The sequence below is a fragment of the Parapedobacter lycopersici genome (assembly GCF_024643285.1).
GTDB classification, from domain to species: domain Bacteria; phylum Bacteroidota; class Bacteroidia; order Sphingobacteriales; family Sphingobacteriaceae; genus Parapedobacter; species Parapedobacter lycopersici.
In genome coordinates this window covers 322,875-344,642 of the sequence record NZ_JAMSLW010000005.1, presented here as the reverse complement: position 1 = coordinate 344,642, position 21,768 = coordinate 322,875, and the positions used below count along the sequence as shown (strand labels likewise).

At 50.9% G+C, this 21,768-nt stretch carries 22 protein-coding genes; 18 read left to right on the top strand and 4 right to left on the bottom strand.

Going from position 1 to position 21,768, the window contains the following annotated elements; genetic code table 11:
• Positions 1 to 48: 48 nt before the first annotated feature.
• The 9 genes from NEV57_RS12600 to NEV57_RS12560 all read left to right on the top strand — a co-directional run bounded on the left by NEV57_RS12600 (position 49) and on the right by NEV57_RS12560 (position 8,445).
• Positions 49 to 234: a CsbD family protein gene (locus tag NEV57_RS12600; RefSeq protein WP_257658679.1), complete on the top strand. Its 186-nt coding sequence runs from the start codon at positions 49 to 51 to the stop codon at positions 232 to 234.
• Positions 235 to 307: 73 nt separating this feature from the next.
• Positions 308 to 1,084, top strand: coding sequence for a 5'/3'-nucleotidase SurE (gene surE / locus NEV57_RS12595; RefSeq protein WP_257658678.1), 777 nt, complete (start codon positions 308 to 310; stop codon positions 1,082 to 1,084).
• A gap of 8 nt (positions 1,085 to 1,092) precedes the next feature.
• On the top strand, positions 1,093 to 1,350 hold the full coding sequence (locus NEV57_RS12590; RefSeq protein ID WP_257658677.1) for a hypothetical protein: 258 nt from the start codon (positions 1,093 to 1,095) through the stop codon (positions 1,348 to 1,350).
• The gene (locus tag NEV57_RS12585) at positions 1,347 to 2,198 is read left to right on the top strand and encodes a menaquinone biosynthesis family protein (RefSeq protein WP_257658676.1); all 852 of its coding nucleotides are present in this window, start codon (positions 1,347 to 1,349) and stop codon (positions 2,196 to 2,198) included. Before NEV57_RS12590 ends, NEV57_RS12585 begins: the two co-directional genes overlap by 4 nt.
• 143 nt (positions 2,199 to 2,341) lie before the next feature.
• A complete protein-coding gene (secA, locus tag NEV57_RS12580; RefSeq protein ID WP_257658675.1) occupies positions 2,342 to 5,635 on the top strand; it encodes a preprotein translocase subunit SecA in 3,294 nt (1,097 codons plus the stop codon).
• A 36-nt stretch (positions 5,636 to 5,671) separates the two neighbouring features.
• Positions 5,672 to 6,139: an SPOR domain-containing protein gene (locus NEV57_RS12575; protein ID WP_257658674.1), complete on the top strand. Its 468-nt coding sequence runs from the start codon at positions 5,672 to 5,674 to the stop codon at positions 6,137 to 6,139.
• An 11-nt stretch (positions 6,140 to 6,150) separates the two neighbouring features.
• Positions 6,151 to 7,335, top strand: a complete 1,185-nt coding sequence (locus tag NEV57_RS12570) for a M20 metallopeptidase family protein (protein WP_257658737.1) — start codon at positions 6,151 to 6,153, stop codon at positions 7,333 to 7,335.
• A gap of 11 nt (positions 7,336 to 7,346) precedes the next feature.
• Positions 7,347 to 7,922: a thiamine diphosphokinase gene (locus NEV57_RS12565; RefSeq protein WP_257658673.1), complete on the top strand. Its 576-nt coding sequence runs from the start codon at positions 7,347 to 7,349 to the stop codon at positions 7,920 to 7,922.
• 7 nt (positions 7,923 to 7,929) lie between these two features.
• Positions 7,930 to 8,445 (top strand): GNAT family N-acetyltransferase, encoded by a 516-nt coding sequence (locus NEV57_RS12560; RefSeq protein ID WP_257658672.1) that lies wholly within the window; start codon positions 7,930 to 7,932, stop codon positions 8,443 to 8,445.
• A 1-nt stretch (position 8,446) separates the two neighbouring features.
• Here NEV57_RS12560 and NEV57_RS12555 read toward each other — a convergent pair whose 3' ends face one another.
• Positions 8,447 to 9,748, bottom strand: coding sequence for a M20/M25/M40 family metallo-hydrolase (locus tag NEV57_RS12555; protein ID WP_257658671.1), 1,302 nt, complete (start codon positions 9,746 to 9,748; stop codon positions 8,447 to 8,449).
• A gap of 122 nt (positions 9,749 to 9,870) precedes the next feature.
• Between NEV57_RS12555 and NEV57_RS12550 the strand changes: the two genes are divergently transcribed.
• Both NEV57_RS12550 and NEV57_RS12545 read left to right on the top strand, forming a co-directional pair.
• Positions 9,871 to 10,185 (top strand): rhodanese-like domain-containing protein, encoded by a 315-nt coding sequence (locus NEV57_RS12550; RefSeq protein ID WP_257658670.1) that lies wholly within the window; start codon positions 9,871 to 9,873, stop codon positions 10,183 to 10,185.
• A 14-nt stretch (positions 10,186 to 10,199) separates the two neighbouring features.
• On the top strand, positions 10,200 to 10,385 hold the full coding sequence (locus tag NEV57_RS12545) for a DUF6358 family protein (protein ID WP_257658669.1): 186 nt from the start codon (positions 10,200 to 10,202) through the stop codon (positions 10,383 to 10,385).
• 1 nt (position 10,386) lies between these two features.
• Here the strand turns inward: NEV57_RS12545 and NEV57_RS12540 are convergent, their stop codons facing one another.
• From NEV57_RS12540 to NEV57_RS12530, 3 genes are all read right to left on the bottom strand, one after another.
• A complete protein-coding gene (locus NEV57_RS12540; protein WP_257658668.1) occupies positions 10,387 to 11,139 on the bottom strand; it encodes a 2-phosphosulfolactate phosphatase in 753 nt (250 codons plus the stop codon).
• Positions 11,140 to 11,184: 45 nt separating this feature from the next.
• Positions 11,185 to 12,267 (bottom strand): glycine cleavage system aminomethyltransferase GcvT, encoded by a 1,083-nt coding sequence (gene gcvT / locus NEV57_RS12535; RefSeq protein ID WP_257658667.1) that lies wholly within the window; start codon positions 12,265 to 12,267, stop codon positions 11,185 to 11,187.
• A gap of 62 nt (positions 12,268 to 12,329) precedes the next feature.
• Entirely contained in the window at positions 12,330 to 12,674 is a 345-nt protein-coding gene (locus NEV57_RS12530; protein ID WP_257658666.1) for a single-stranded DNA-binding protein, read from the bottom strand.
• 256 nt (positions 12,675 to 12,930) lie between these two features.
• Between NEV57_RS12530 and NEV57_RS12525 the strand changes: the two genes are divergently transcribed.
• The 7 genes from NEV57_RS12525 to NEV57_RS12495 all read left to right on the top strand — a co-directional run bounded on the left by NEV57_RS12525 (position 12,931) and on the right by NEV57_RS12495 (position 21,716).
• Complete coding sequence (locus NEV57_RS12525; RefSeq protein ID WP_257658665.1) at positions 12,931 to 13,845, top strand: class I SAM-dependent methyltransferase; 915 nt, start codon at positions 12,931 to 12,933, stop codon at positions 13,843 to 13,845.
• 79 nt (positions 13,846 to 13,924) lie between these two features.
• Positions 13,925 to 15,088: a DNA polymerase III subunit gene (locus NEV57_RS12520; protein WP_257658664.1), complete on the top strand. Its 1,164-nt coding sequence runs from the start codon at positions 13,925 to 13,927 to the stop codon at positions 15,086 to 15,088.
• Positions 15,089 to 15,152: 64 nt separating this feature from the next.
• Positions 15,153 to 16,430, top strand: coding sequence for a PSP1 domain-containing protein (locus tag NEV57_RS12515; RefSeq protein ID WP_257658663.1), 1,278 nt, complete (start codon positions 15,153 to 15,155; stop codon positions 16,428 to 16,430).
• A gap of 21 nt (positions 16,431 to 16,451) precedes the next feature.
• Positions 16,452 to 16,913, top strand: coding sequence for a gliding motility lipoprotein GldH (locus tag NEV57_RS12510; protein WP_257658662.1), 462 nt, complete (start codon positions 16,452 to 16,454; stop codon positions 16,911 to 16,913).
• A gap of 163 nt (positions 16,914 to 17,076) precedes the next feature.
• The gene (locus tag NEV57_RS12505) at positions 17,077 to 17,433 is read left to right on the top strand and encodes a PadR family transcriptional regulator (protein WP_257658661.1); all 357 of its coding nucleotides are present in this window, start codon (positions 17,077 to 17,079) and stop codon (positions 17,431 to 17,433) included.
• Between the two features lie 17 nt (positions 17,434 to 17,450).
• Complete coding sequence (locus NEV57_RS12500) at positions 17,451 to 19,073, top strand: PspC domain-containing protein (protein WP_257658660.1); 1,623 nt, start codon at positions 17,451 to 17,453, stop codon at positions 19,071 to 19,073.
• 210 nt (positions 19,074 to 19,283) lie between these two features.
• Positions 19,284 to 21,716 carry a TonB-dependent receptor domain-containing protein gene (locus NEV57_RS12495; protein ID WP_257658659.1) on the top strand — a complete coding sequence of 811 codons (2,433 nt, stop codon included), beginning with the start codon at positions 19,284 to 19,286 and terminating at the stop codon, positions 21,714 to 21,716.
• Positions 21,717 to 21,768: the final 52 nt, after the last annotated feature.

Here is a 21,768-nt window from a genome sequence, read left to right as displayed (position 1 = left end):
CTAAACTATTTCCGCTCCCTGTTGTTAATTAAGTAAAACATAAAAACTATGAGTAACTTAAGATTAAAGGGGCACTGGAACGAGTTGAAAGGAAAGGCGAAACAGCAATTTGCCGAATTAACAGATGACGACTTGTTATATGAAGAAGGCAAGGAAGATGAACTGATTGGCCGTATTCAAAAAAAGACAGGCAAAGCCCGTGATCAAGTGGTCGACTGGTTAAACAGTCTGTAGCAGACCTTACCCTGTTAACAAGAAAAGCGTTACCGGCTATGCCTGGTAACGCTTTTCTTGTTAACTTAGGCGCATGGCAAAAAAGAAACCGTCTATCCTGGTCGTTAATGACGATGGCATCACCGCCAAGGGAATCAAGGTACTGATTGAAGAAATGCAGCAGCTGGGCGATGTCACCGTAGTGGCCCCCGAGGGTCCGCAGTCCGGCACCGGTCATGCAATAACCATCGGCAAACCGCTCCGGATAGACCAGATCCACATCTATCCCGACACGCTCATGTATAAATGCTCCGGCACACCTGTTGACTGCGTAAAGCTCGCGGTTAATAAAGTATTCAAGGGGCGTAAACCCGATATCTGTGTGTCAGGGATTAACCACGGGTTGAATAATTCGATTAATGTGCTGTATTCAGGAACCATGTCTGCGGCTGTGGAAGGTGCCATTGAAAGCATTCCGTCCATCGGGTTTTCATACGATGATTTCGATGCGGATGCTGATTTTTCCAATTGCCGCCCTTACGTCCGGGAAATCACCCGGCAGGTCCTGGAAAACGGGTTGCCCAAAGGCGCGCTGCTGAACGTCAACTTCCCGAATGTTCCGGAGATAAAGGGCATTAAAATATGCCGGCAGGCCGATGCCAAATGGGCGGAAGAATTCGACGAGCGGACCGACCCTTACAACCGGAGTTATTATTGGCTGACCGGCATATTCGATCTGCGCGACCGCGGCGAGGATACCGATGTCTGGGCGCTGCAGCAGGGGTTTGCCTCGATTGTTCCGGTACAGTTTGACATGACCGCCCACCATGTGATACCGCAGCTGAACGCCTGGAGTTTCAACGTCAAATAGTCTTATCCGTGAAAAAGAACAACCTGTTGCTGGGCTGTGCAATCGGACTTATTTTCCCGGTGATTGCCTACTTGCTTACTGCTTCATCGGCTATGGCCTGGCTAAGCAATAAGCCCCTGGGTTATTATGGGGTGGCAGGCCTGATCAACCTCGCACTTGTACGTTATGGCTACCGCAACAACAGCGAAAAGACTGCACAGGGGATAATTTTAGTTACCTTTGCTGCTGTTTTGGCTTTGTTAATGACACAAAAGATAACGCTATGAAGTTGACGCTTGGCTTCTCTCCCTGTCCCAATGATACGTTTATCTTCGACGCACTGATCCATCACAAGATCGACACGGAAGGCTTGGAGTTTGATGTGTTGTATGAAGATGTGGAAACACTCAATCAAAAGGCATTCAACAATGAACTGGCTGTTACCAAGCTAAGTTATCATGCCTATGCCTATGCCGTTGAACATTACACCCTCCTTGATGCCGGCAGCGCATTGGGGTTTGGCGTGGGACCGCTCCTGATCTGCAAAAATCCCGAAACAGCAACACGCCTATCGGATCAGGCCACGGCGGGGCAACCGCTTACCGTGGGCATACCTGGCAGGTTCACCACGGCCAATTTCCTGCTGGGACTTGCTTATCCCCAGCTGGACGACAAACGGGAGATGCTATTCTCGGATATTGAACAGGCGCTGCTGGACGACGCGATTGCATTTGGCCTGATCATTCACGAGAACCGCTTTACCTATCAGAAAAAGGGGCTGCATAAGGTCATTGACCTGGGAGATTTTTGGGAGAAGAAAACCGGAGGCCCGATTCCGCTGGGTGGTATTGTGGCGCAGCGGCAGCTTCCAGAGGAGGTTAAGCGCCGGCTCAACCGCGTGCTCAGGAAAAGCGTGGAGTATGCGCTGGCTCATCCGAAATCCGGGATCGATTTCATCCGCTCCCATGCACAGGAAATGGATGAGGCCGTCATGTATCAGCACATTGACTTATATGTAAACCGCTATTCGGTTTCGCTTGGGACGGAAGGACGGAGCGCCATACAGCGGCTTTTTGACGAAGCAACCGCACTGGAACTGATTCCCCCGGTAACCCACCCGTTATTCCTGTCTTGATGGCATAACGTAAAAATCTCATCGCTAACCGTTACATTCTCATACTGAATAGCTAACTTTGCCCAGTATGCCATATTGGCTGTATAGCTACTTTTTGGTGCTATTATTGCCAACAGGTAGTGTAATTCTGTAAACAACGACTAATGTTAACATTTTTAAGCAAAATATTCGGAAGTAAATCAGACCGAGATATTAAACACATCCAACCGCTGGTAGAACGTATCAAGGAGGAGTACGCCAAACTGGATTCCCTGAGCCACGATGAACTGCGGTCGAAAACGATAGATTTTAAACAGCGGATAGCGGCCTACCTGGAGACGATAGACAAGGAAATAGCTGAACTGAAGGGAGAGGCGGAGCAGGAAGGCGTGGAGATGACGCAGAAAACAGCAATCTACGACAAGGTGGATAAGCTGGGCAAAGACCGGGATAAAAAACTGGAGGAGGTGCTGATGGAAATTTTACCGGAAGCCTTCGCCGTGGTGAAGGAAACAGCCCGCCGTTTTTCCGAAAATGAAGAACTGGAAGTAACCGCCACGGATTTTGACCGGCACATTGCTGCGCTCAAACCCAATGTACAGATCAATGGCGATCACGCCATATGGAAGAATAAATGGACCGCTGCCGGCACCGAGGTAACCTGGAATATGGTGCATTACGACGTACAGCTTATCGGGGGTATCGTATTGCATGAAGGTAAAATAGCGGAAATGGCAACGGGTGAAGGTAAAACGCTGGTGGGTACACTCCCGGCATACCTTAATGCGCTATCCGGTTCCGGGGTACACATCGTAACGGTGAACGATTACCTTGCACGACGTGACTCCGAATGGAACGGGCCGATCTTCGAATTCCACGGCCTCCGGGTAGACTGCATCGATAAGCATCAACCCAATTCGCCGGCAAGGCGCAATGCTTACGCCGCGGATATCGTGTTTGGTACAAACAATGAGTTTGGCTTTGATTACCTGCGTGACAACATGGCACAATCGCGCGAAGCGCTCGTGCAGCGCAAACTGCATTTCGCTATGGTGGATGAGGTGGACTCTGTACTCGTGGACGACGCACGGACACCCCTCATCATCTCCGGTCCCATTCCACGGGGTGACGAGCACGAGTTTTATGAGCTAAAACCCCGTATTGAGCGACTGGTGAATACGCAGAAGAGCCTGATCAACACGGTACTGAATGAGGCAAAAAAAGCCATTGCGGCAGGTGACACCGGCGTGGAAAGTGGCGGACTTGCCCTGTTCCGCGCACACCGGGGGCTGCCCAAAAACAAGGCACTGATTAAATTCCTGAGCGAAGGCAGTAACCGCCAGGTACTTGGCAAAACGGAAAACTATTACCTCCAGGAGCAGAGCAAGCACATGCCCAAAGCGGATGCGGAACTGTATTTCGTAATCGACGAAAAGAATAACCAGGTTGAGCTTACGGAAAAGGGCATCGAGCTTATTACCGCCTCCGGTGAGGACCCGAACTTCTTTATTATGCCCGACGTGGGTTCGGAAGTAGCGGAAATCGAACGGTCAGGCTTAAGCCCGGAGGAAAAACTGGCTAAAAAGGAAGAGCTGATGCGCGATTTTTCCATTAAATCGGAACGCATCCACTCCGTGAATCAGTTACTGAAAGCCTACACGCTGTTCGAACGGGATGACGAATACATCATTGATGATGGCAAGGTCAAAATCGTAGATGAACAGACGGGCCGGATCATGGAAGGCAGGCGCTATTCGGACGGCCTGCACCAGGCCATTGAGGCTAAGGAAAATGTGAAAGTGGAAGATGCTACGCAGACTTATGCCACCATCACCCTGCAAAACTATTTCCGGATGTATCACAAACTGGCGGGGATGACCGGTACGGCTGTTACAGAAGCGGGTGAACTTTGGGAGATATACAAACTGGACGTGGTGGAGATCCCCACTAATATTTCCATCCAGCGTGACGACCGTCACGACCTGATTTACCGCACGGCACGTGAAAAATACAATGCGGTGGCGGAAGAAATACAGCAGCTTACCGAAGCCGGCCGACCGGTACTCGTGGGTACAACTTCCGTTGAAATTTCGGAACTGCTTAGCCGTATGCTCAAGCTGCGCGGAATAAAACACAACGTATTGAATGCCAAACTGCACCAGCGCGAAGCCGATATCGTGGCGGAAGCGGGGCAGACAGGCACCGTAACCATTGCCACCAACATGGCCGGCCGGGGAACGGATATTAAACTCGGAGCGGGGGTTAAGGAGGCTGGCGGATTGGCCATCATCGGTACAGAACGCCACGAGTCACGCCGGGTAGACCGCCAGCTTCGCGGACGGGCCGGCCGGCAGGGCGACCCGGGTTCGTCGCAGTTCTTCGTTTCACTCGAAGACCCGTTGATGCGCCTCTTTGCCTCGGAAAGGATATCCAACATCATGGTGCGTATGGGCGTGGAAGAAGGCGAGGTTATGCAGCACAGCATGCTGACCAAATCCATTGAACGCGCACAGAAAAAGGTGGAGGAAAACAACTTCGGCATCCGGAAACGCCTGCTGGAGTACGATGACGTGATGAACTCCCAGCGTACGGTTATTTACGCGAAGCGGAAAAACGCGCTGTTCGGCGAACGGCTGGACGTAGACTTGAATAACACCATTTTCGACGTGGTGGAAGATATTGTGACCGAGTATAAGGAAGGCGGTTCTCATGAGGACTTTCAACTTGAAGTAATCCGGGTATTCTCGCTGGATCCACAGATCAGTGAAGCGGAATTTGCAAACGAAGGCAACGCCGACCTTACTGATAAGCTATTTGCGCAGGTGATCGGGTACTATGAAGGAAAAGCAACGCGAATAGCCGCACAGACGCTTCCGGTACTTACCGATGTATTTGCCACACGGGGTGGCCAGGTTGAAAACATTGTAGTGCCATTCTCTGATGGCCTGCGGGGCATACAGGTAGTAACCAACCTGAAGCAAGCCGTGGAATCCGGAGGAAAGGAAGTCTTCAAGTCTTTTGAAAAAGGGGTAGTGCTGGCGTTAATCGACGAAGCATGGAAGGAGCACCTGCGGGATATGGACGAATTGAAACAATCGGTCCAAAACGCGGTGTATGAGCAGAAAGATCCCATTATCATTTATAAAATGGAAGCCTTTAACCTGTTCAGGCAAATGCTGGTGAGCATGAATAAGGATGTGGTAGGCTTTCTTTTCAAGGGTGAGATCCCGAACCAACAGCCGCAGGATGTGCGCGAAGCCCGTCCGCAACCCCGGCAGGAGGCGCAGGTTAAAGCGGCCAAGCCCGAGCTGGTAGCATCGGGAGGGGGAAGCGCGCCGGTTGAAGATACGCGCGAAATCCAGCGGACCCAGCCGGTCCGTAACGAACAAAAGGTTGGCCGGAACGATCCCTGTCCATGCGGCAGCGGCAAAAAATACAAAAACTGCCACGGCTCGTAACCGGGAGTGAGCCCGTTGAGCTAAACAGACAAGCTTATGTATAAACTGCTCCAAACATTAGTCAAAACCGGCGGATGGCTCGCCCTGCTGGTCTGCATCGGATGGGTAGATGCCCATGCCCAGCAAAGCAAGGGGCGTGTGGAAATTGTTGCCGACCCTCTGATCAGCGTCATGCAGCGGAACCGGAAAGGTACGAACATTACAGCCGCTTCTGAAAGCAGAAGCAGGCCCGTTGACAAATCTACCGCCACCCGCACGACGACCATGGGTTTCCGGGTGCAGATTTATTCCGGCGCTGATCGCAGTGAAGCTTACGCGGAACAGACGCGGTTCAAGAACCTCTACAAGGACATCGATACCTACGTCACTTACGAGGAACCCAATTACCGGGTGAAAGTGGGCGACTTTCGAAGCCGGGGCGAGGCACAAAACCTGATGCAGGGCCTGCGCAGGCAATTCAACAATGTATTTGTCTTCACAGAAGAAATATTCGTGTATCAATAAAGCAAATCCCGATAATGAAAGAAAAAATACGTGCACTTGCCACTCAGCTTCATGGAGAAACCGTATCGTTGCGTAGGCACCTGCACCGGCATCCCGAGCTTTCATTTGAGGAATATGAAACATCGGCTTTCGTTAAATCTGCACTGGATCAGCTGGGTATCCCTTACCGGTCCATGGCCAATACCGGCGTAGTAGCGGAAATCAAGGGCGACCTGCCCTCCGAACAGGTAATTGCCCTGCGTGCCGACATGGACGCGCTGCCGATTATGGAAGTCGAGGGCCGCGAATATGGCTCGCAGCAACCCGGGGTTATGCACGCCTGTGGCCACGATGTTCACACCTCCTCACTATTGGGTACCGCGAAAATTCTGCAATCGCTGAAAAAGGAGTTTGGCGGCACCATCCGGTTGATCTTTCAGCCCGGTGAAGAACGGTTGCCCGGCGGGGCCAGCCTGATGATCAAGGAAGGGGTACTGGCAGACCCCGTCCCGCAGGCGGTCATCGGACAGCACGTAATGCCACTGATCGAAGCCGGCAAGGTGGGTTTCCGGTCAGGCAAATACATGGCATCAACCGATGAGTTGTACGTCACCGTAAAGGGGAAGGGCGGCCATGGGGCACAACCTCAGCAAAATATTGATCCGGTTGTCATTACAGCACACATTATTACGGCACTACAACAGATCGTCAGTCGTGTAGCCGACCCCAAGACACCCAGTGTACTTTCGTTCGGAAAGGTAATAGCCAACGGGGCCACAAACGTTATTCCCAACGAAGTTTATCTGGAAGGCACCTTCCGTACCTTCGATGAAGCATGGCGTAAAAAGGCCCATACACATATGAAAAAAATGGCTGAAGGAATAGCCGAAAGCATGGGCGGATCCTGCGACTTTGAGGTCCGCGTGGGGTATCCTTTCCTGGTCAACGAAGAAAAACTTACTGCCGAGGCCCGTGATTACGCCGAGGATTACCTGGGCACGGAAAATGTAGTGGACCTGGATCTTTGGTTGGCGGCAGAGGATTTTGCCTACTATTCACAGGTAGCCGATGCCTGTTTTTACCGTCTCGGCACGGGAAACACGGCACGGGGCATCACATCGGCCGTCCACACCCCGACATTTGATATCGACGAAAACGCCTTAGCCCTCAGTACCGGTCTCATGGCCTATATCGCCCTCCGAAAACTCGGGAATTAACCCCCTGCGGCATGTCTTCGCATCATATTATCCGGGAAAATCAGGAACCGGCATTATTGATTGACGATCTTAATGCGGTACCCCTGCCTTATTTTGAACAATTACTGGAGTGGAGCCCAACGATTTTGACGGGAGACGACGCATTAATTCAGCTGCAGGCGCACGGCATTAAAGTGGATGTGTGGTTCACCCGTAAAAAAGAAGCAACACCTCCGCCGCAAGACCACCTTCTTATCATACCTGCGGGGCCGGCCTGGATGGATACGGCACTCGACCACCTCATCGCACGAGGACACCGGGCGGTAAATGTCCTCTCCGAAACATCATCAGTCCTCGAATTGATGTACCGATACGCTGACCGGATTGATATCGTACTGCTGGGCAATGAGCAGCGGATTGTAGTGGCGAAACCGGGCCTCAATAAATGGAAACCTGCGGGAGAAACGATATGGCTTTACGGCGAGTCGAATGGAGTTGTCACTGAGGGCTTAATCCGCCGGGGCGCCAACGAGTATGTTACCCAACAGGATGGTTTTTTTTCCGTAACGTTCTCCGGCTCCTATGGATTAGTCGGGGAGCGGTTATAATAATGACATGAACGGGATCCGCATCACACAGGCAACGGTAACCGATGTTACCATCATCCGGCAACTGGCGATAGCCAGCTGGTGGCCTGCCTATGGCAATTACCTGCCACATGGCCAGATCCGGCTGATGCTGGAAAAGATATACTCCGAAAGGGCCTTGATTGCGCAGCTGGAGGCCGGACAGCTATTCCTATTGGCCTACCGGGACGACGAGGTCGTGGGGTTTACGGGATTGACAAAGAAAGCGGAAACGCCCGGTGTTGTACGGGTCGAAAAGCTATATGTTTTACCATCCGAGCAGGGTAAGGGAACGGGAAAATCCTTGTTGGATGCGGCAGAAAATTATGCGCGGGACGTTACCGCTAGCCGGCTTGAACTCCACGTAAACCGATATAATCCGGCTAAAGCTTTTTATGAGAAACAAGGGTTTGTTGTCGTACAGGAAATAGATATTCCGTACCATGACTATGTACTTAATGACTACATTATGCAAAAAGCGGTGGGTTACGGCAGTGAGAATTAGCTTAGCGGTTAAGTTTCGGAACCCGTTTTGGTGTATCCGTTCCCTGTACCAGGCCGCGCGCACCCAATGCAATTGCTTTAATGGACGAAATGATGTTTTCCATGTCGAGCGTTTCTACTTCATCGTGTACCGTATGATAAAAAGTGTCTTTCTCGATCTGCACCGTAGAGAAGCTGTGGGCCGGTACGCCTGCAGCAGCCAGTGACGCATTATCGCTCCGGTAAAACAGGTTCTGGTCCGGGTAGGGGTCAGGGTGGAATGTGAAGCCTGTCCCGTTAACCTGCCGTTGCATCAGCGCCGCCAAATCAGACCGGTCATAGCCAGTTACATACAGGGCATTTGGTCCAAAGCGGGAGCCCTTGCCAATCATTTCCATGTTGATCATGGCTACTACCTCGTCCGCATTCAGCTGCTGGGCAAAATAAGTAGATCCCACAAGGCCGAGTTCTTCAGCGGTAAATGCCACGAAAAGCAACGTCCGCTCATTGTCTCCTGCCCGTTTATAATAATTTGCCAAGCTGATGACAGCGGACACCCCCGAGGCATCGTCATCCGCACCATTGGCAATGGAATCCTGTCCGACAGGTTCAAGGATACCTATGTGGTCGTAATGCGCCGAAAAGATCACATATTCATCCTTCAGGGACTTGCCGGGCAACACGCCGATCAGGTTGGAGAGTGGCATTTTTTCAATGGCGTTCGTGAAACTCACCCGGAAAGATTCCGGTTTACGCGAAGCCAGTGCGTACACGATGGAAGGGGTCGGCCCAGCACCGGTATGCTGATCGATTCGACCGCCCATTAAATAGCCGTTATAACGTGCAAATAGGGAGGCAAAGCTGGTGTCGACGATCACCAGCGCATCTTTCCCGGCAGCGGCTATTTCCCTGAACCGCTGGGCAAAATCGTCGCCAGGGGCAATTTGCAGCACGGATACCCCCGGGTCGGTATTCCAGTTCACGCCCGGACTGTTGCTTGATACAATAACATGATCTTCCGGTATGGATTCCCCGTCCAGAGTAACTTCCCAAGTGGTTGGTTTAATCCGCGAAACCTCAAACGTTTGCCGGTAACCGGCAGCGGTATATGGTTGCAGGCCTATTTTCTCAAATTCGGCCGTTATAAAGTCTGCTGCCTTTTCAATTCCAGGTGTAAAAGAAGCTCTGCCTGCCATATCATCGCCCGCAAGCGCAGATACGATCCGCTTCACTTCCTGCGTTTCTACAATTCCTTCGCCCGGCTGATGAACAGCACAACCGGCCAGCAGGCAACAGGAAATATAAAGGCTTAGTTTATTGATCATAATACAAATAGCAATGAATCCAAAAATACGGATTTTAAAACAAGATCTCCTATTTTTACACCGCTGTTACCCACCATTAGCCAAATAAGCCCTATATTTGAACAGCTAAAAGTAATAAAGTTATGAACGAGATTACGGTAGAAGAACTGAAGGCCAGAATCGACAATAACGAAGATTTCCAATTGATCGATGTCCGCGAACCCTTTGAATACGAAACGTCAAACATAGACGGCGAGAATATTCCGTTGGCAGAGATTGTGCTCGAACAGGACAAAATCGCGAAGGATAAGCCAGTCGTAGTCCATTGCCGCAGCGGCAAGCGGAGTGCGCAAGCAATCATGCTGCTTGAGCAGGAAGGTTTTGATAATCTCTACAACCTGAAGGGTGGCATTATTGCCTGGCGGGATGCATTCGCGCCGGATATGCAGGTGTACTAACCGGGCGATATCCTGTGAAGAAATACTTCTTTTATAATGTACTGCTGACGATCGCGCTGATCGTGATGGTGTTGAGTATTGTGGCTGCCTATAACAGTGGCCAGCATATCATTTTGGCCGTTTCAGTACTGATTACCGCTGTATTGATCTTCCTTAAATACCACCTGTTGAAGGTGGTAAAGCGGCAGACTAAAAAATAACTCAGGCCGGAATACCTGTCGTGGCCGCTTCTCCCTCTGTCGGCAAACCAACCAGCCGTCCATTATGCAGCACCGGAATGGTAGATACCAGGTCCTGTTGCAGGCAGAAAGCGATGTCCTTCGCCAAGTCAAGGTGCCGCATCCGCAGGGCATGGGCGCTGTTATTGAGGTAGCCGGCAATATCTTCCCGGGCTTCCGCAAATAATGCGGCGGTCATATGTGCCGAATCGTCCAGTAAGCTGGACGAGGTTTTCAGCCGGGCAACCACCGCCCCGGCAAAAAGGCTGTCTTCCAGGCTAACGTGGTTTTTCCACCCTGCACAGACCAGCAGTACGTGACGGTCCTGTCCCCTTAGCCATTCCACGAGCGCAGTGATATTGAGAAATGAGCCGATAGCTACCGTACTGGCGTCCAGGCATTGCTGGATGGCCCGGGTTCCGTTAGTGGTGGTGAGCACCACCGTTTTTCCCTTAACCTGATTGGCAGTGTAGGAAAAAGGAGAGTTGCCGAAGTCAAACCCCGGCACGACCTCCCCGTTGCGTTCGGCAGCGAGCAGACATCCCATCCGGCCTTCGTAGGCGCGGCATTCATCAACCTCGGCAACGGGTATAATCGCTTCCGCACCGTTCGCCAGTCCATAGCAAATGGACGAGCTTGCCCGGAAAATATCGATCACCACCGCCACGGTATTTTCCTTATCGTAAAACGGCAGCAATGCCGGACTTAAGCAGACCTGAATTTTTCTTGAATCCATAAATCGTTTGTAAACCAAAGATTGGCCAGAGGCCAGTCTCGCCGGCTATTTCAAAAAAGGGGGCTTTACCACGGTGGCCCGAACCGGATTATTGCGGATATCAATGTAAATGGAACTGCCTTCCTTTGCATGTGCAAGTGTGACATACCCCAATCCGATAGACCGTCGTAACGTGGGCGACTGGGTGCCTGAGGTAACCCGGCCAATTACCGCTCCAGCCTCGTCCTTGATTACATAACCCTGCCGGGGAATTCCCCGGTCGATCATTTCAAATCCAACCAGCTTTTGTTGTAAACCGGTGGCCTTCTGTTCCCGGAGTTGCGCAGCATTGACAAAATCTTTGTTAAATTTGGTTACCCATCCCAACCCGGCCTCCAGCGGCGACGTGGTGTCATCAATATCATTTCCATAAAGACAAAAGCCCATTTCAAGCCGCAGCGTATCCCGTGCACCCAGACCCGCTGGTTTAATGTCGTGTGAAGCGCCGGCCTCCATAATGGCATGCCAGACGCGCGCCGCATCCTTATTGGCCACGTACACCTCAAAGCCACCCGCCCCGGTATATCCGGTAGCGGAAACCAGTACATTGCTTACGCCGGCGAATATGCCTTTATGGAAGGTGTAGTACGCCATTCCCGCCAGGTCGATTTCTGTCAGCGGAGCCAGCACCTCCGCAGCCCGGGGGCCCTGAACGGCAAAAAGCGCCGTTTCGTCGGAAATATCTTTTAGCGTTACGCCATAGGTATTATAAGCTGATATCCAGTCCCAGTCCTTTTTAATGTTGGCGGCGTTGACCACCAGCATATAGGTTAACTCATCGATCTGGTAGATCAGCAGGTCGTCCACAATCCCGCCGGTTTCGTTAGGCATGTATGCGTACTGCACCTTGCCGTCGTGAAGCTTTGCCGCATCATTTGAACTGATCTGCTGGATAAGTTCCAGGGCACGTTCCCCCTTCAGGATAAACTCTCCCATGTGGCTGACATCAAAGACGCCCACGCTACTGCGGACCGCCTCATGCTCATCATAGATGCCGGAATATTGGACCGGCATATTAAAACCTGCGAAAGGAGCCATTTTGGCTCCTAAAGCGATATGTAAATCGGTGAGCGCTGTATTCTTTACCATGTAACCGTCACTTTAATTTGGGGCAAAATTAACGAAAAATGCGGAAATACATGGAAAGTACGCTACTCCTCCGGTTTGCGGCTAAGCAGCAACAGTTCCTGGACACTGATTTCGGTAACGTATCGCGTTACCCCTGTTTTATCCACATACTGGCGGTTAACCAACTTACCCTCCACGGTGATTTCCGAGCCTTTAGTCAGGCTTTTTTCAACGAAAACGGCCTGTTTTCCCCAAAAAACCAAGTTATGCCATTGCGTATCGGTGGTCCATTCCCCGTCACTGTTGCGGTGCCGTGTATGGGTGGCAATGGAAACACGGGCAAGGTTTTTGTTGTCATTAATAGCTTTTACTTCGGGGTTACTTCCTAAGAACCCTGTAAGGCGGACACTGTTTTTTAATGCATTCATTGTACTAAAAAGTTAAATGGTTAAACAAATGGATGACGGCGGAATCTCCGGCCACCGGTCAGCACAAAGATGCCAGGAGCGGCCAGCAGTAGCCGGATGATAAACGGATATATCCGTTTAAAAAAAATTATCCGGATATAATCGGCTCTTTTCCCATCTACCATGGGCCTCCCTGATCGCAGCCGCCACCGGCTATCATCGGCCGAGCGGCAACACGCTGATACGGCGATACATCCCTAACTTTACGGAAGGCGAAATGAAATACAACAAAAAACTGCTGAACATGATGACCCGGCTCCCCTATGCGGGGCGGCACATCCGGGAGTATATCCAATTCAAGGAAAACGCCTGTTTTCCGGCAGGACATTACTATTCGACCATTGTTTCGGTGGAGGATATTAAACAGCGGGCACATACGATCTGGAAACACGAAAACACGGACGGTATTCCGGGCATCGACCTGAACAGCGCCCAGCAACTGCGTTTGGTGGCCAAATTTGCCGATTATTACGACGAAATGCCTTTCGGCAAGGAAAAGAATGATAAAATACGCTATTATTTTGATAACCGCTTTTATTCCTATACCGATGCCATATTCCTCTATTCGGTTATCCGGCATTACCAGCCCCGGCAGATCATGGAAGTAGGCTCCGGCTTTTCGTCGGCCGTGATGCTGGATACCAATGAATTTTTCTTTGAAAACCGGATTAAGTTGACGTTCATTGAGCCCTATATTGACCGGTTAAGCACGTTATTAAAGGAACAGGACAGGACGTCGACAACGATCGTGGAAAGCGACGTCCAGCAGGTACCATTAACCTTTTTTGATCGACTGGAAGCCGGTGATGTCCTCTTCATCGACAGTACACATGTGGCAAAAACGGGGAGTGACGTCAATTATATCCTGTTCGAAATCCTGCCCCGCTTAAAAAGCGGGGTATTAATCCATTTTCACGACGTGTTCTACCCCTTTGAGTATCCCAGGGATTGGGTGTTTGCGGGTCGGAACTGGAATGAGGATTACCTGCTCAGGGCTTTTTTAATGTATAACCCCTCATTCGAAATCATCCTGTTTTCCCATTACCTGCATAAGCACCATCCTGATGCATTTGCCGCAATCCCCCTGTGTTACAATAACCGGGGCGGCAACTTGTGGATCGTCAAAAAGTAAGCTGCGATTAAGCACCCGCTGTGTATTCTTCTTTGCATTGCGTACCTTTGGGCATCCAAAGGCCAGACTTTGTCATCATATGCAGTTCAACGCGATTATCGGGCAACAGCAAATCAAGCAGCACCTCATCCGTACCGTAAATGAAAACCGGGTGAGCCATGCGCAGCTTTTTCTCGGTCCGGAGGGCAGCGGTAGCCTGGCCTTGGCTGTCGCCTATGCCCAGTACGTCAATTGCGAAAGCCGGCTGGCGGATGACAGCTGCGGACAATGCGCTTCCTGCAGGAAATACGAGAAGCTCATCCACCCGGACCTTCATTTCTCTTATCCTTTTTTCGCCAAGCACAAGGAAGACACCGCGGCAACCTATGCCCGTGAGTGGCGCGAAACATTTTTAGCGAACCCATACCTAAGCCTCGATCATTGGCGCAGCCAGCTCGATGCGGAAAACAAACAGGCAAACATCAACATTGCCGAGGCGCACGACATCATCAAAAAACTAAGTCTCAAGGCTTTTGAGGCCGAATACAAGGTGCTCATTATCTGGTTGCCCGAATACCTGGATACCCAGGGCAATGCCCTGTTGAAGCTTATTGAGGAGCCTCCGGAAAAAACACTATTCCTACTGGTGGCCGAAAACCAGGATAAAATACTGAACACCATCATCTCCCGGACGCAGCTAGTGAAAATCAACCGCCTGGATGCCGGCAACGTAAAGACTTATTTAACGACACACAGTCAGGTGGATGAACGCCGGGCTACTGAAATCGCATTCATCAGCGACGGCAACATTCAACAGGCTCTGCGCTTATTGGGAGAAGATACCAAAGACTATTTTGACCTGTTGGTTCGCTGGCTGCGTCACTGTGTGACCGACCAGGGGGGTGCGCTGATCAAAACCAGCGAAGAGGAATTGTCAAAATTAGGCCGCGAAAACCAAAAAAGTTTTTTACTTTACGCCATCAATGTCATGCGGCAGGTCATATTGCTCAAGGAGCAGGTGCCAACGCTGGTGCACATCACGGATGATGAGCTGGATTTTGTGCAGAAATTCGAACGGCATTATACCACCGGCCAGATCGGAGAAACCATTACCCTGTTTGAACAGGCACACTATCACATTGAGCGCAATGCAAATCCTAAAATATTATTTTTAGATTTATCTTTGCAATTGGTTTTAATTTACAAATATCAAACGTTCCCTACAAGTCGGGACTCTATATATACAGATAACTATGGGATGTAGCTCATGCTCATCCGGCGGAGGGTGTAGTACAACACCTGCAGGTTGCCAGAATAACGGCGCCTGTATGACGAGCGGATGCAATAAATTAGATGTTTACGATTGGCTGTCCGATATGGACCTGCCAACAAACTATACGCCTTTCAACATTGTAGAAGTCCGGTTCAAAGGATCCCGGAAAGACTTTTACATCAATCACGAAAACTTATACCTGGAAATGGGTGAACTGGTTGCCGTAGAACCGGCAACGGGCGGCTATGACCTGGGGCACGTGTCGATGACGGGCGAACTGGTCAGGCTCCAGCTGAAAAAGAATAAGGTGGATACCACAACGGTAGCCAAAAAAATATACCGTAAGGCCAACGATGCCGACCTAAAAAAATGGCAGGCAGCCAAGGACCTGGAATGGGAAACCATGCACCGTGCCCGGAAGCTGGCACTTGACCTGGGACTATCCATGAAAATCAGTGATGTGGATTACCAGGGCGACAAAACCAAGGCTACTTTTTATTATACCGCCGAAGGCCGTGTGGATTTCCGGGAACTCATTAAGCGCATGGCCGAGGAATTCCGGATCCGGATCGAAATGCGGCAGATCGGCATGCGGCAGGAAGCCAGTCGCCTGGGCGGCATCGGTTCCTGCGGACGGGAACTGTGTTGCTCCACCTGGCTTACCGATTTCAAAACGGTTTCCACCGCCGCCGCACGCTATCAGAACCTGTCCCTGAACACGCTGAAACTCGCGGGTCAATGCGGAAAACTCAAGTGCTGCCTGAACTACGAGCTCGACAGCTACATGGACGCGCTGAAGGATTTTCCCCGGAACATTGAACGCATCGAAACGCAACTGGGTACTGCCTATCTGCAAAAGACGGATATTTTTAAAAAATTAATGTGGTTCAGCTATCCCGGTGAGGAAAACTGGATCGCTCTTACCACCACGCGGGTAAAAGAAATCAGCCAGCTGAATAAAGAGGGCATAAAACCAGAAGAGCTTGGGGTCGTCCTCAAGGAATCCGCGGAAGAGAAACCGGTGGTGTACGACTATGAAAATGTGGTTGGTCAGGACAGCCTTACCCGACTGGACGAGCGTAACAAGAAAAAACGCAAATCGGGCAAGGGAAAACGACGGACGGACGGAAAGAAAAACGAGAACGCCAAACCTCAGCAGCAACGCCAGCCTTCCGGAAGCCCGGATGCCCCGGCCCAGCCCGCAAAACCCAGTCGCCCCACCCAGGCTGCCAGCACGGGAGAAGAGGCCAAGCCAAAGAAACCGAAACGGCGCTTTCGGGGAAATAACAACAAGAAGGGAAAACCGGGCGGCCCGCCGAATAAAGAAGCTTAACGATCGCTTAGCCACTTCCGGATGAAGTATATACTGCCTGTTCTTGCGATTATCGCCTTTCTTTCTGCCTGTAATGACACAGCGGTAGTAGACGAGCATGTCGCCATCGCCGGGCATCAATGGCGGTATGAGGACCCGGTAGCTATTCCGGTACACATTGCCGAAGCCCGCAGGCCTTATCGCATTTACCTCAACCTGCGACATACACCGGATTACCGGTATTCCAATATTTTTATGCTGGTGCACCTCCGCCAACCCAGCGGAAAAGATACCACCGAGCGCATTGAACTGACACTGGCCGAACCCGACGGGCGCTGGCTCGGTAACGGTACGGGCAGTAGCTATGCCCACCAGCAACTGATCAAAGGTCACTTCCTTTTTCCGGATACAGGCGCATATGTGTTTACCATCGAACAGAACATGCGCGAAAACCCACTTCCGGAAATTACGGATGTAGGGCTCCGTATCGTGCCCGTTGAATAGGTCATCCTATTTGCACTTTCCCCGCTATCTTTTAAAAATCCGACAGCTCAAATCCATTATCTTAAGATAGAATAAAAAAATATTATCCTCATAATCAACGAATTGTGTTTTTATATACTACTATGTATTGCATAGTACAAACTAAAACATATATCTTTGTATTATGATAGTAGATAATACGCAAACCCAAATGAGGAAGGGGATACTGGAATACTGTATCCTTTCCATTATCTCGCGAGGCGAGATCTATGCCTCAGACATCATCGGCGAGCTTAAAAAAGCGAAGTTGCTGGTGGTAGAGGGTACCTTATATCCCCTGCTCACCCGGTTAAAGAACAACGAGCTGCTAAGCTATGTGTGGAAAGAGTCTACCTCAGGGCCGCCCCGCAAATATTACGAGATTACACCAGCGGGCCTGGAGGTACTGGATAAACTGGATACCACCTGGGAAGAGCTGGTATTCGCCGTACAAACGGCCACGGAAGGCCGTAACAAGCAAACCATAGATTCATCAAAATAACGAAAAACCACAACACCATGAACAGAACCATCATTATTAATATAAACGGCATCGTATTCCACATCGAGGAGGATGCCTATGAAGTGCTCCGTTCTTATATGATCGCTGTTAAAAAGCACTTCGGACACACCGAGGATAGCCACGAAATCGTTGGCGATATTGAAAACCGCATTGCCGAGATGTTCAACGAGCGGATTGTGCAGGGCAAAAAAGAAGTCATCACGATGCAGGATGTCAACGAGGTGACTGCGCAAATGGGCAGCGTGGATGATTTCGAAACCGAGGAAACCACAGCCCCTTTTACTGAACCCAGCTACGAGATACCGCCGATGAGCGGTGAGCGCAAACTCATGCGCGACCCCGATGACAAGGTGTTCGGTGGCGTGTGCAGCGGTCTTGGGCATTATTTTGGTATCGAGGCCAAATGGATCCGCCTCATCCTGGTACTCCTATTTGTATTCGGTGGCACCGGATTCCTGCTTTACATCATCCTTTGGATTGTCATGCCGCTGGCCAAAACCCGTGCAGACCGCATGGCCATGCGCGGTGAAGCCCCCAACCTGCAAAACTTTAAACGCAGCTTTCAGGAGGAAATGGAGGGGCTCCGCTCAAATTTTACTGGCGCCGAGGCAGGGCTTAGGAAAGGGCTCCAATCGGCAGGAAAATTCATTGTAAGTGCGTTTATTATCCTGGCCAAGGTTGTCGGCGTACTCTTTATCATCGGTGCATGTATTGGTCTAGTCGTGCTGTTAATCAGTGTATTTGCCAGCTTCGGATTCTTGGGCAGCACCACCGATATGGCCATGTTTCCGCTCAATGTTATCGAGCCCGGTCTACGTACACCAATGCTGATAAGCGCACTTGCCGTGGCCATTATCCCGTTCGTGGCTTTGGTAGCCCTCATCATCCGTGTGCTTTTCAACAAAAGCGTCATGGGAAGATATACTGGCTTCACCCTGCTTGCCGGCTGGCTTATTGCCGTGGGATTTACCACCGTCTACGCCACCCGTACACTGAATGACTTCCGTGAAGAGAGCACCGTGGTAGAAGAGCGTGCACTGGAGCTGCTGCCTGCTTATCACCTTTCCCGGAACGACCTCACGGTAATTAAGCTATCACAGAATCAGGCCGACCGAACTGCCAGTATCCGGCAGCGGGCAATGGACCGCAACCGCAACATCCTGGAGGGCCAGAGCCGGATGTATATGCACATTGCCAAGATCGACTCATCACAGGGGCCATCCATCAGGTATGAATATTCTGCCCACGGCGCTACTTATGACCGCGCTGCCCAGCGGGCCGGACGGATCAACTACCAGCTGCAGCAACAGGGTGACACACTCTTGTTTGACAGCCATTTTAACCTGGATAACCAGGAGTTGATGCGCGATCAGGAATTGCACCTCACCCTCAACATTCCTGTAGGTACGAAACTCGTGATCGACCGCGACCTGCAGCGCCATATCTGGGACCTTCCGTTCAATCAATGTGAAGAAAATTACGGTTATCCCGATGGAAACCGTCCCGATCAAACGGAATGGATTATGACAGAGTCCGGACTCAAATGTGCCATTGCGGCTCCGCCGGAACCCGAGGAAATCACCCCTGTAGATTCCGCTGAAAATAATTTAACGCCATAATGCAACTTTACGCAGGTGCGGGGCGTCTTATAAAAAACAGACCGTTAAAATACATGAAGCAAAATAACCACAAGAGCACACGCTAATAGCTGGCAGCCCCGCATGCGCCACTACATACATCAGTAACACAAACTATTTTCAATTATCAGATTATCAATTAATTAAAAGACAAGAGTCTTTTGAAAAGGGAATCTTTTGTCCTCCTAAAAAATGAAAACCTTAATTTACCTCTTTATAGCGCTGGCATGTTTCAGCGCAACACCGCCGGCAAACGCCCAGCAATCCGTCATCCGCGGCAGCGTAACCGACGAGCAGCAACAGGTGCTTAGCCTGGCTACAATACACCTACTGGATGCCGGGGACTCTTCCGTCGTGAAGACTATTTTCCCCGATAAGCAGGGACAGTTTACCTTCACAGGCGTCGGTCCCGGCAATTACCGGGTAAAGGCCGTACTCGTGGGTTATGAAGATGCGGTCAGCAACGCCGTTGCCATTACCTCCGCCGACCACACCAGGGAACTTCCACCATTGGTGCTTAAACCCGAGAACAAGGTGCTGGGCGAGGTGACCATCGATGCGCCACAGCGTCCGCTGGTGGAACGGAAACCGGATATGCTGGTTGTCAATGTGGAAAATTCCACCCTCGCCGCAGGAAATACCGCCATGGACATCCTTGAACGGTCGCCCGGCGTAACGGTAGACAAAGACGACAACATCAGCCTGATGGGCAAGCAGGGCGTTACCGTGATGATCGACGGCAAACAAACGTATCTGTCCGCGGCTCAACTGGCCAACCTGCTCCGCAGCACCGACGGAAACAGCATCAAATCCATCGAACTGATTACAAATCCATCCGCTAAATACGACGCATCCGGTACGGCCGGCATGATCAACATTGTGCTGAAAAAGAATAAAATGACCGGCACCAACGGCACACTGACACTGGGCACCGGCTACGGTTGGGGGCATAAGGCAAACACCTCGCTCAACATCAACCACAAGGCCGGCAACGTAAATCTCTTCGGCAATTACAGTTACATGAACAACGTTTCCGGACAGGACATCGGAATTTTCCGTACCGTGGGGGCTGGTGGAGCCGCAACAAGTTTTGACCAATTGACGGAATTTAACCGCAAAAACCGGAATCACTCCTTCCGGGCGGGGGTTGATTATAATACCTCCGAGCGCAACGTGCTGGGCCTGCAGCTGAGCGGCTATGCAACCAACGGCGACAATAATAACAACAGCGGCACATCCATTGGAACCAACATCGCCTCACCGGACTCCACGCTGCTGACAAGCTCGTTGTTCGACGGCCGTTATACCAGCTTCGCGGTCAACCTGAACAACCAGTTTACCATTGACAGCAACGGACGCAAGCTGACGGCAGATGTTGATATCTCCCGCTTCAACAATGAAAACCGGGCCAACTATAATAACACCTTTTTCCTGCCCTCGGGTGAGATCAAAGGATCTCCGTTGCTTTCGCGCAGTAACATGCCCACCATCGTCGATATCCGGGTGGCCAAGGCGGATTATACCCATCCGTTGGGCAAAGACAGTAAGATGGAAGCCGGACTGAAGTACAGCGACGTGGAAGCAGACAATGACATGGTGTTTGAAAACCAGGTCGGCGGCGACTGGCAGAACGATGCCGGACGGACAAATCATTTTGTTTATAAAGAGCAGGTAGCCGCTGCTTACCTCAATTACAGTACCCAGTTGGGCGACTGGGGTATCCAGGCGGGCCTGCGTAGCGAATACACCCGGTCCGACGGCAATTCCATTACGCTGGAAAACCGTGTCCAACGGGATTATGTCGACTTTTTTCCCAGTATCTTCGTAAACTATAAGATCGCAGACAATCATCAGGCGGGTCTTTCATACAGCAAGCGCATCAACCGGCCCAATTACGGGAACCTGAATCCGTTTGCTTATTTCCTGGATCAATATACGTCCGAACAGGGTAACCCATATCTCGGGCCGGAATACACCCATGCATTTGAGTTCTCCTATACGCTGATGGAAAAATACCACCTGACGGCGGGATACAGCCTCACCAACGACGTCATTGCGGAGTCCATGATGCAGGACGACGAAACAAAGTCGACCTGGGTGACCCGCGACAATCTGGCTAAACAGGCCGTGTGGTATACCAACCTGAACATACCCGTTAAGTTCGCCAAATGGTGGAATACGAGTACCAACATCAACGGCTTTTATATGAGTTTTGATGGGCAGCTTGGCGCCTCTTACCTTAAGCAGGGTCAATTTGCGCTACAGGTACGCAACAACCATACGTTTAACATCACCCCGTCTTTTTCCGCGGAAGCATCGGTTAATTACCAGTCGGCCCTCGTGTACAGCATTTACCGCATTAGCATGCGGTGGGCTGTCGATGCCGGATTGAGCAAGTCGTTCTTAGATAAAAAAGCGAGTTTAAAGCTCTCCGTGAGCGATATGTTCAATACGCGCGCATACGACGTAAAGACCAGCTACGCCAATCTGAATGTATTGGTTAACCAACGCCCCGAAACACGGGTTGCGCGGCTTACCTTCACCTATAACTTTGGAAATCTGAAGAACGGCGCCCGCCATTCCGACACCCAAAGTGAGGAAAAAAGCCGTATCAGTATGCCTTAGTGTGTTTGGGCATATCAAATTTGTGGTTCGCCGTCCCGACATGCGTCGGGGC

Bases quoted from the DNA above. Each gene is read 5' to 3' on its own strand.
- NEV57_RS12600 (WP_257658679.1), top strand. From the start codon at position 49: ATGAGTAACTTAAGATTAAAGGGGCACTGGAACGAGTTGAAAGGAAAG.
- surE (WP_257658678.1), top strand. From the start codon at position 308: ATGGCAAAAAAGAAACCGTCTATCCTGGTCGTTAATGACGATGGCATC.
- NEV57_RS12585 (WP_257658676.1), top strand. From the start codon at position 1,347: ATGAAGTTGACGCTTGGCTTCTCTCCCTGTCCCAATGATACGTTTATC.
- secA (WP_257658675.1), top strand. From the start codon at position 2,342: ATGTTAACATTTTTAAGCAAAATATTCGGAAGTAAATCAGACCGAGAT.
- NEV57_RS12575 (WP_257658674.1), top strand. From the start codon at position 5,672: ATGTATAAACTGCTCCAAACATTAGTCAAAACCGGCGGATGGCTCGCC.
- NEV57_RS12565 (WP_257658673.1), top strand. From the start codon at position 7,347: ATGTCTTCGCATCATATTATCCGGGAAAATCAGGAACCGGCATTATTG.
- NEV57_RS12560 (WP_257658672.1), top strand. From the start codon at position 7,930: ATGAACGGGATCCGCATCACACAGGCAACGGTAACCGATGTTACCATC.
- NEV57_RS12555 (WP_257658671.1), bottom strand. From the start codon at position 9,748: ATGATCAATAAACTAAGCCTTTATATTTCCTGTTGCCTGCTGGCCGGT.
- NEV57_RS12550 (WP_257658670.1), top strand. From the start codon at position 9,871: ATGAACGAGATTACGGTAGAAGAACTGAAGGCCAGAATCGACAATAAC.
- NEV57_RS12540 (WP_257658668.1), bottom strand. From the start codon at position 11,139: ATGGATTCAAGAAAAATTCAGGTCTGCTTAAGTCCGGCATTGCTGCCG.
- gcvT (WP_257658667.1), bottom strand. From the start codon at position 12,267: ATGGTAAAGAATACAGCGCTCACCGATTTACATATCGCTTTAGGAGCC.
- NEV57_RS12530 (WP_257658666.1), bottom strand. From the start codon at position 12,674: ATGAATGCATTAAAAAACAGTGTCCGCCTTACAGGGTTCTTAGGAAGT.
- NEV57_RS12525 (WP_257658665.1), top strand. From the start codon at position 12,931: ATGAAATACAACAAAAAACTGCTGAACATGATGACCCGGCTCCCCTAT.
- NEV57_RS12520 (WP_257658664.1), top strand. From the start codon at position 13,925: ATGCAGTTCAACGCGATTATCGGGCAACAGCAAATCAAGCAGCACCTC.
- NEV57_RS12515 (WP_257658663.1), top strand. From the start codon at position 15,153: ATGACGAGCGGATGCAATAAATTAGATGTTTACGATTGGCTGTCCGAT.
- NEV57_RS12510 (WP_257658662.1), top strand. From the start codon at position 16,452: ATGAAGTATATACTGCCTGTTCTTGCGATTATCGCCTTTCTTTCTGCC.
- NEV57_RS12505 (WP_257658661.1), top strand. From the start codon at position 17,077: ATGATAGTAGATAATACGCAAACCCAAATGAGGAAGGGGATACTGGAA.
- NEV57_RS12500 (WP_257658660.1), top strand. From the start codon at position 17,451: ATGAACAGAACCATCATTATTAATATAAACGGCATCGTATTCCACATC.
- NEV57_RS12495 (WP_257658659.1), top strand. From the start codon at position 19,284: ATGAAAACCTTAATTTACCTCTTTATAGCGCTGGCATGTTTCAGCGCA.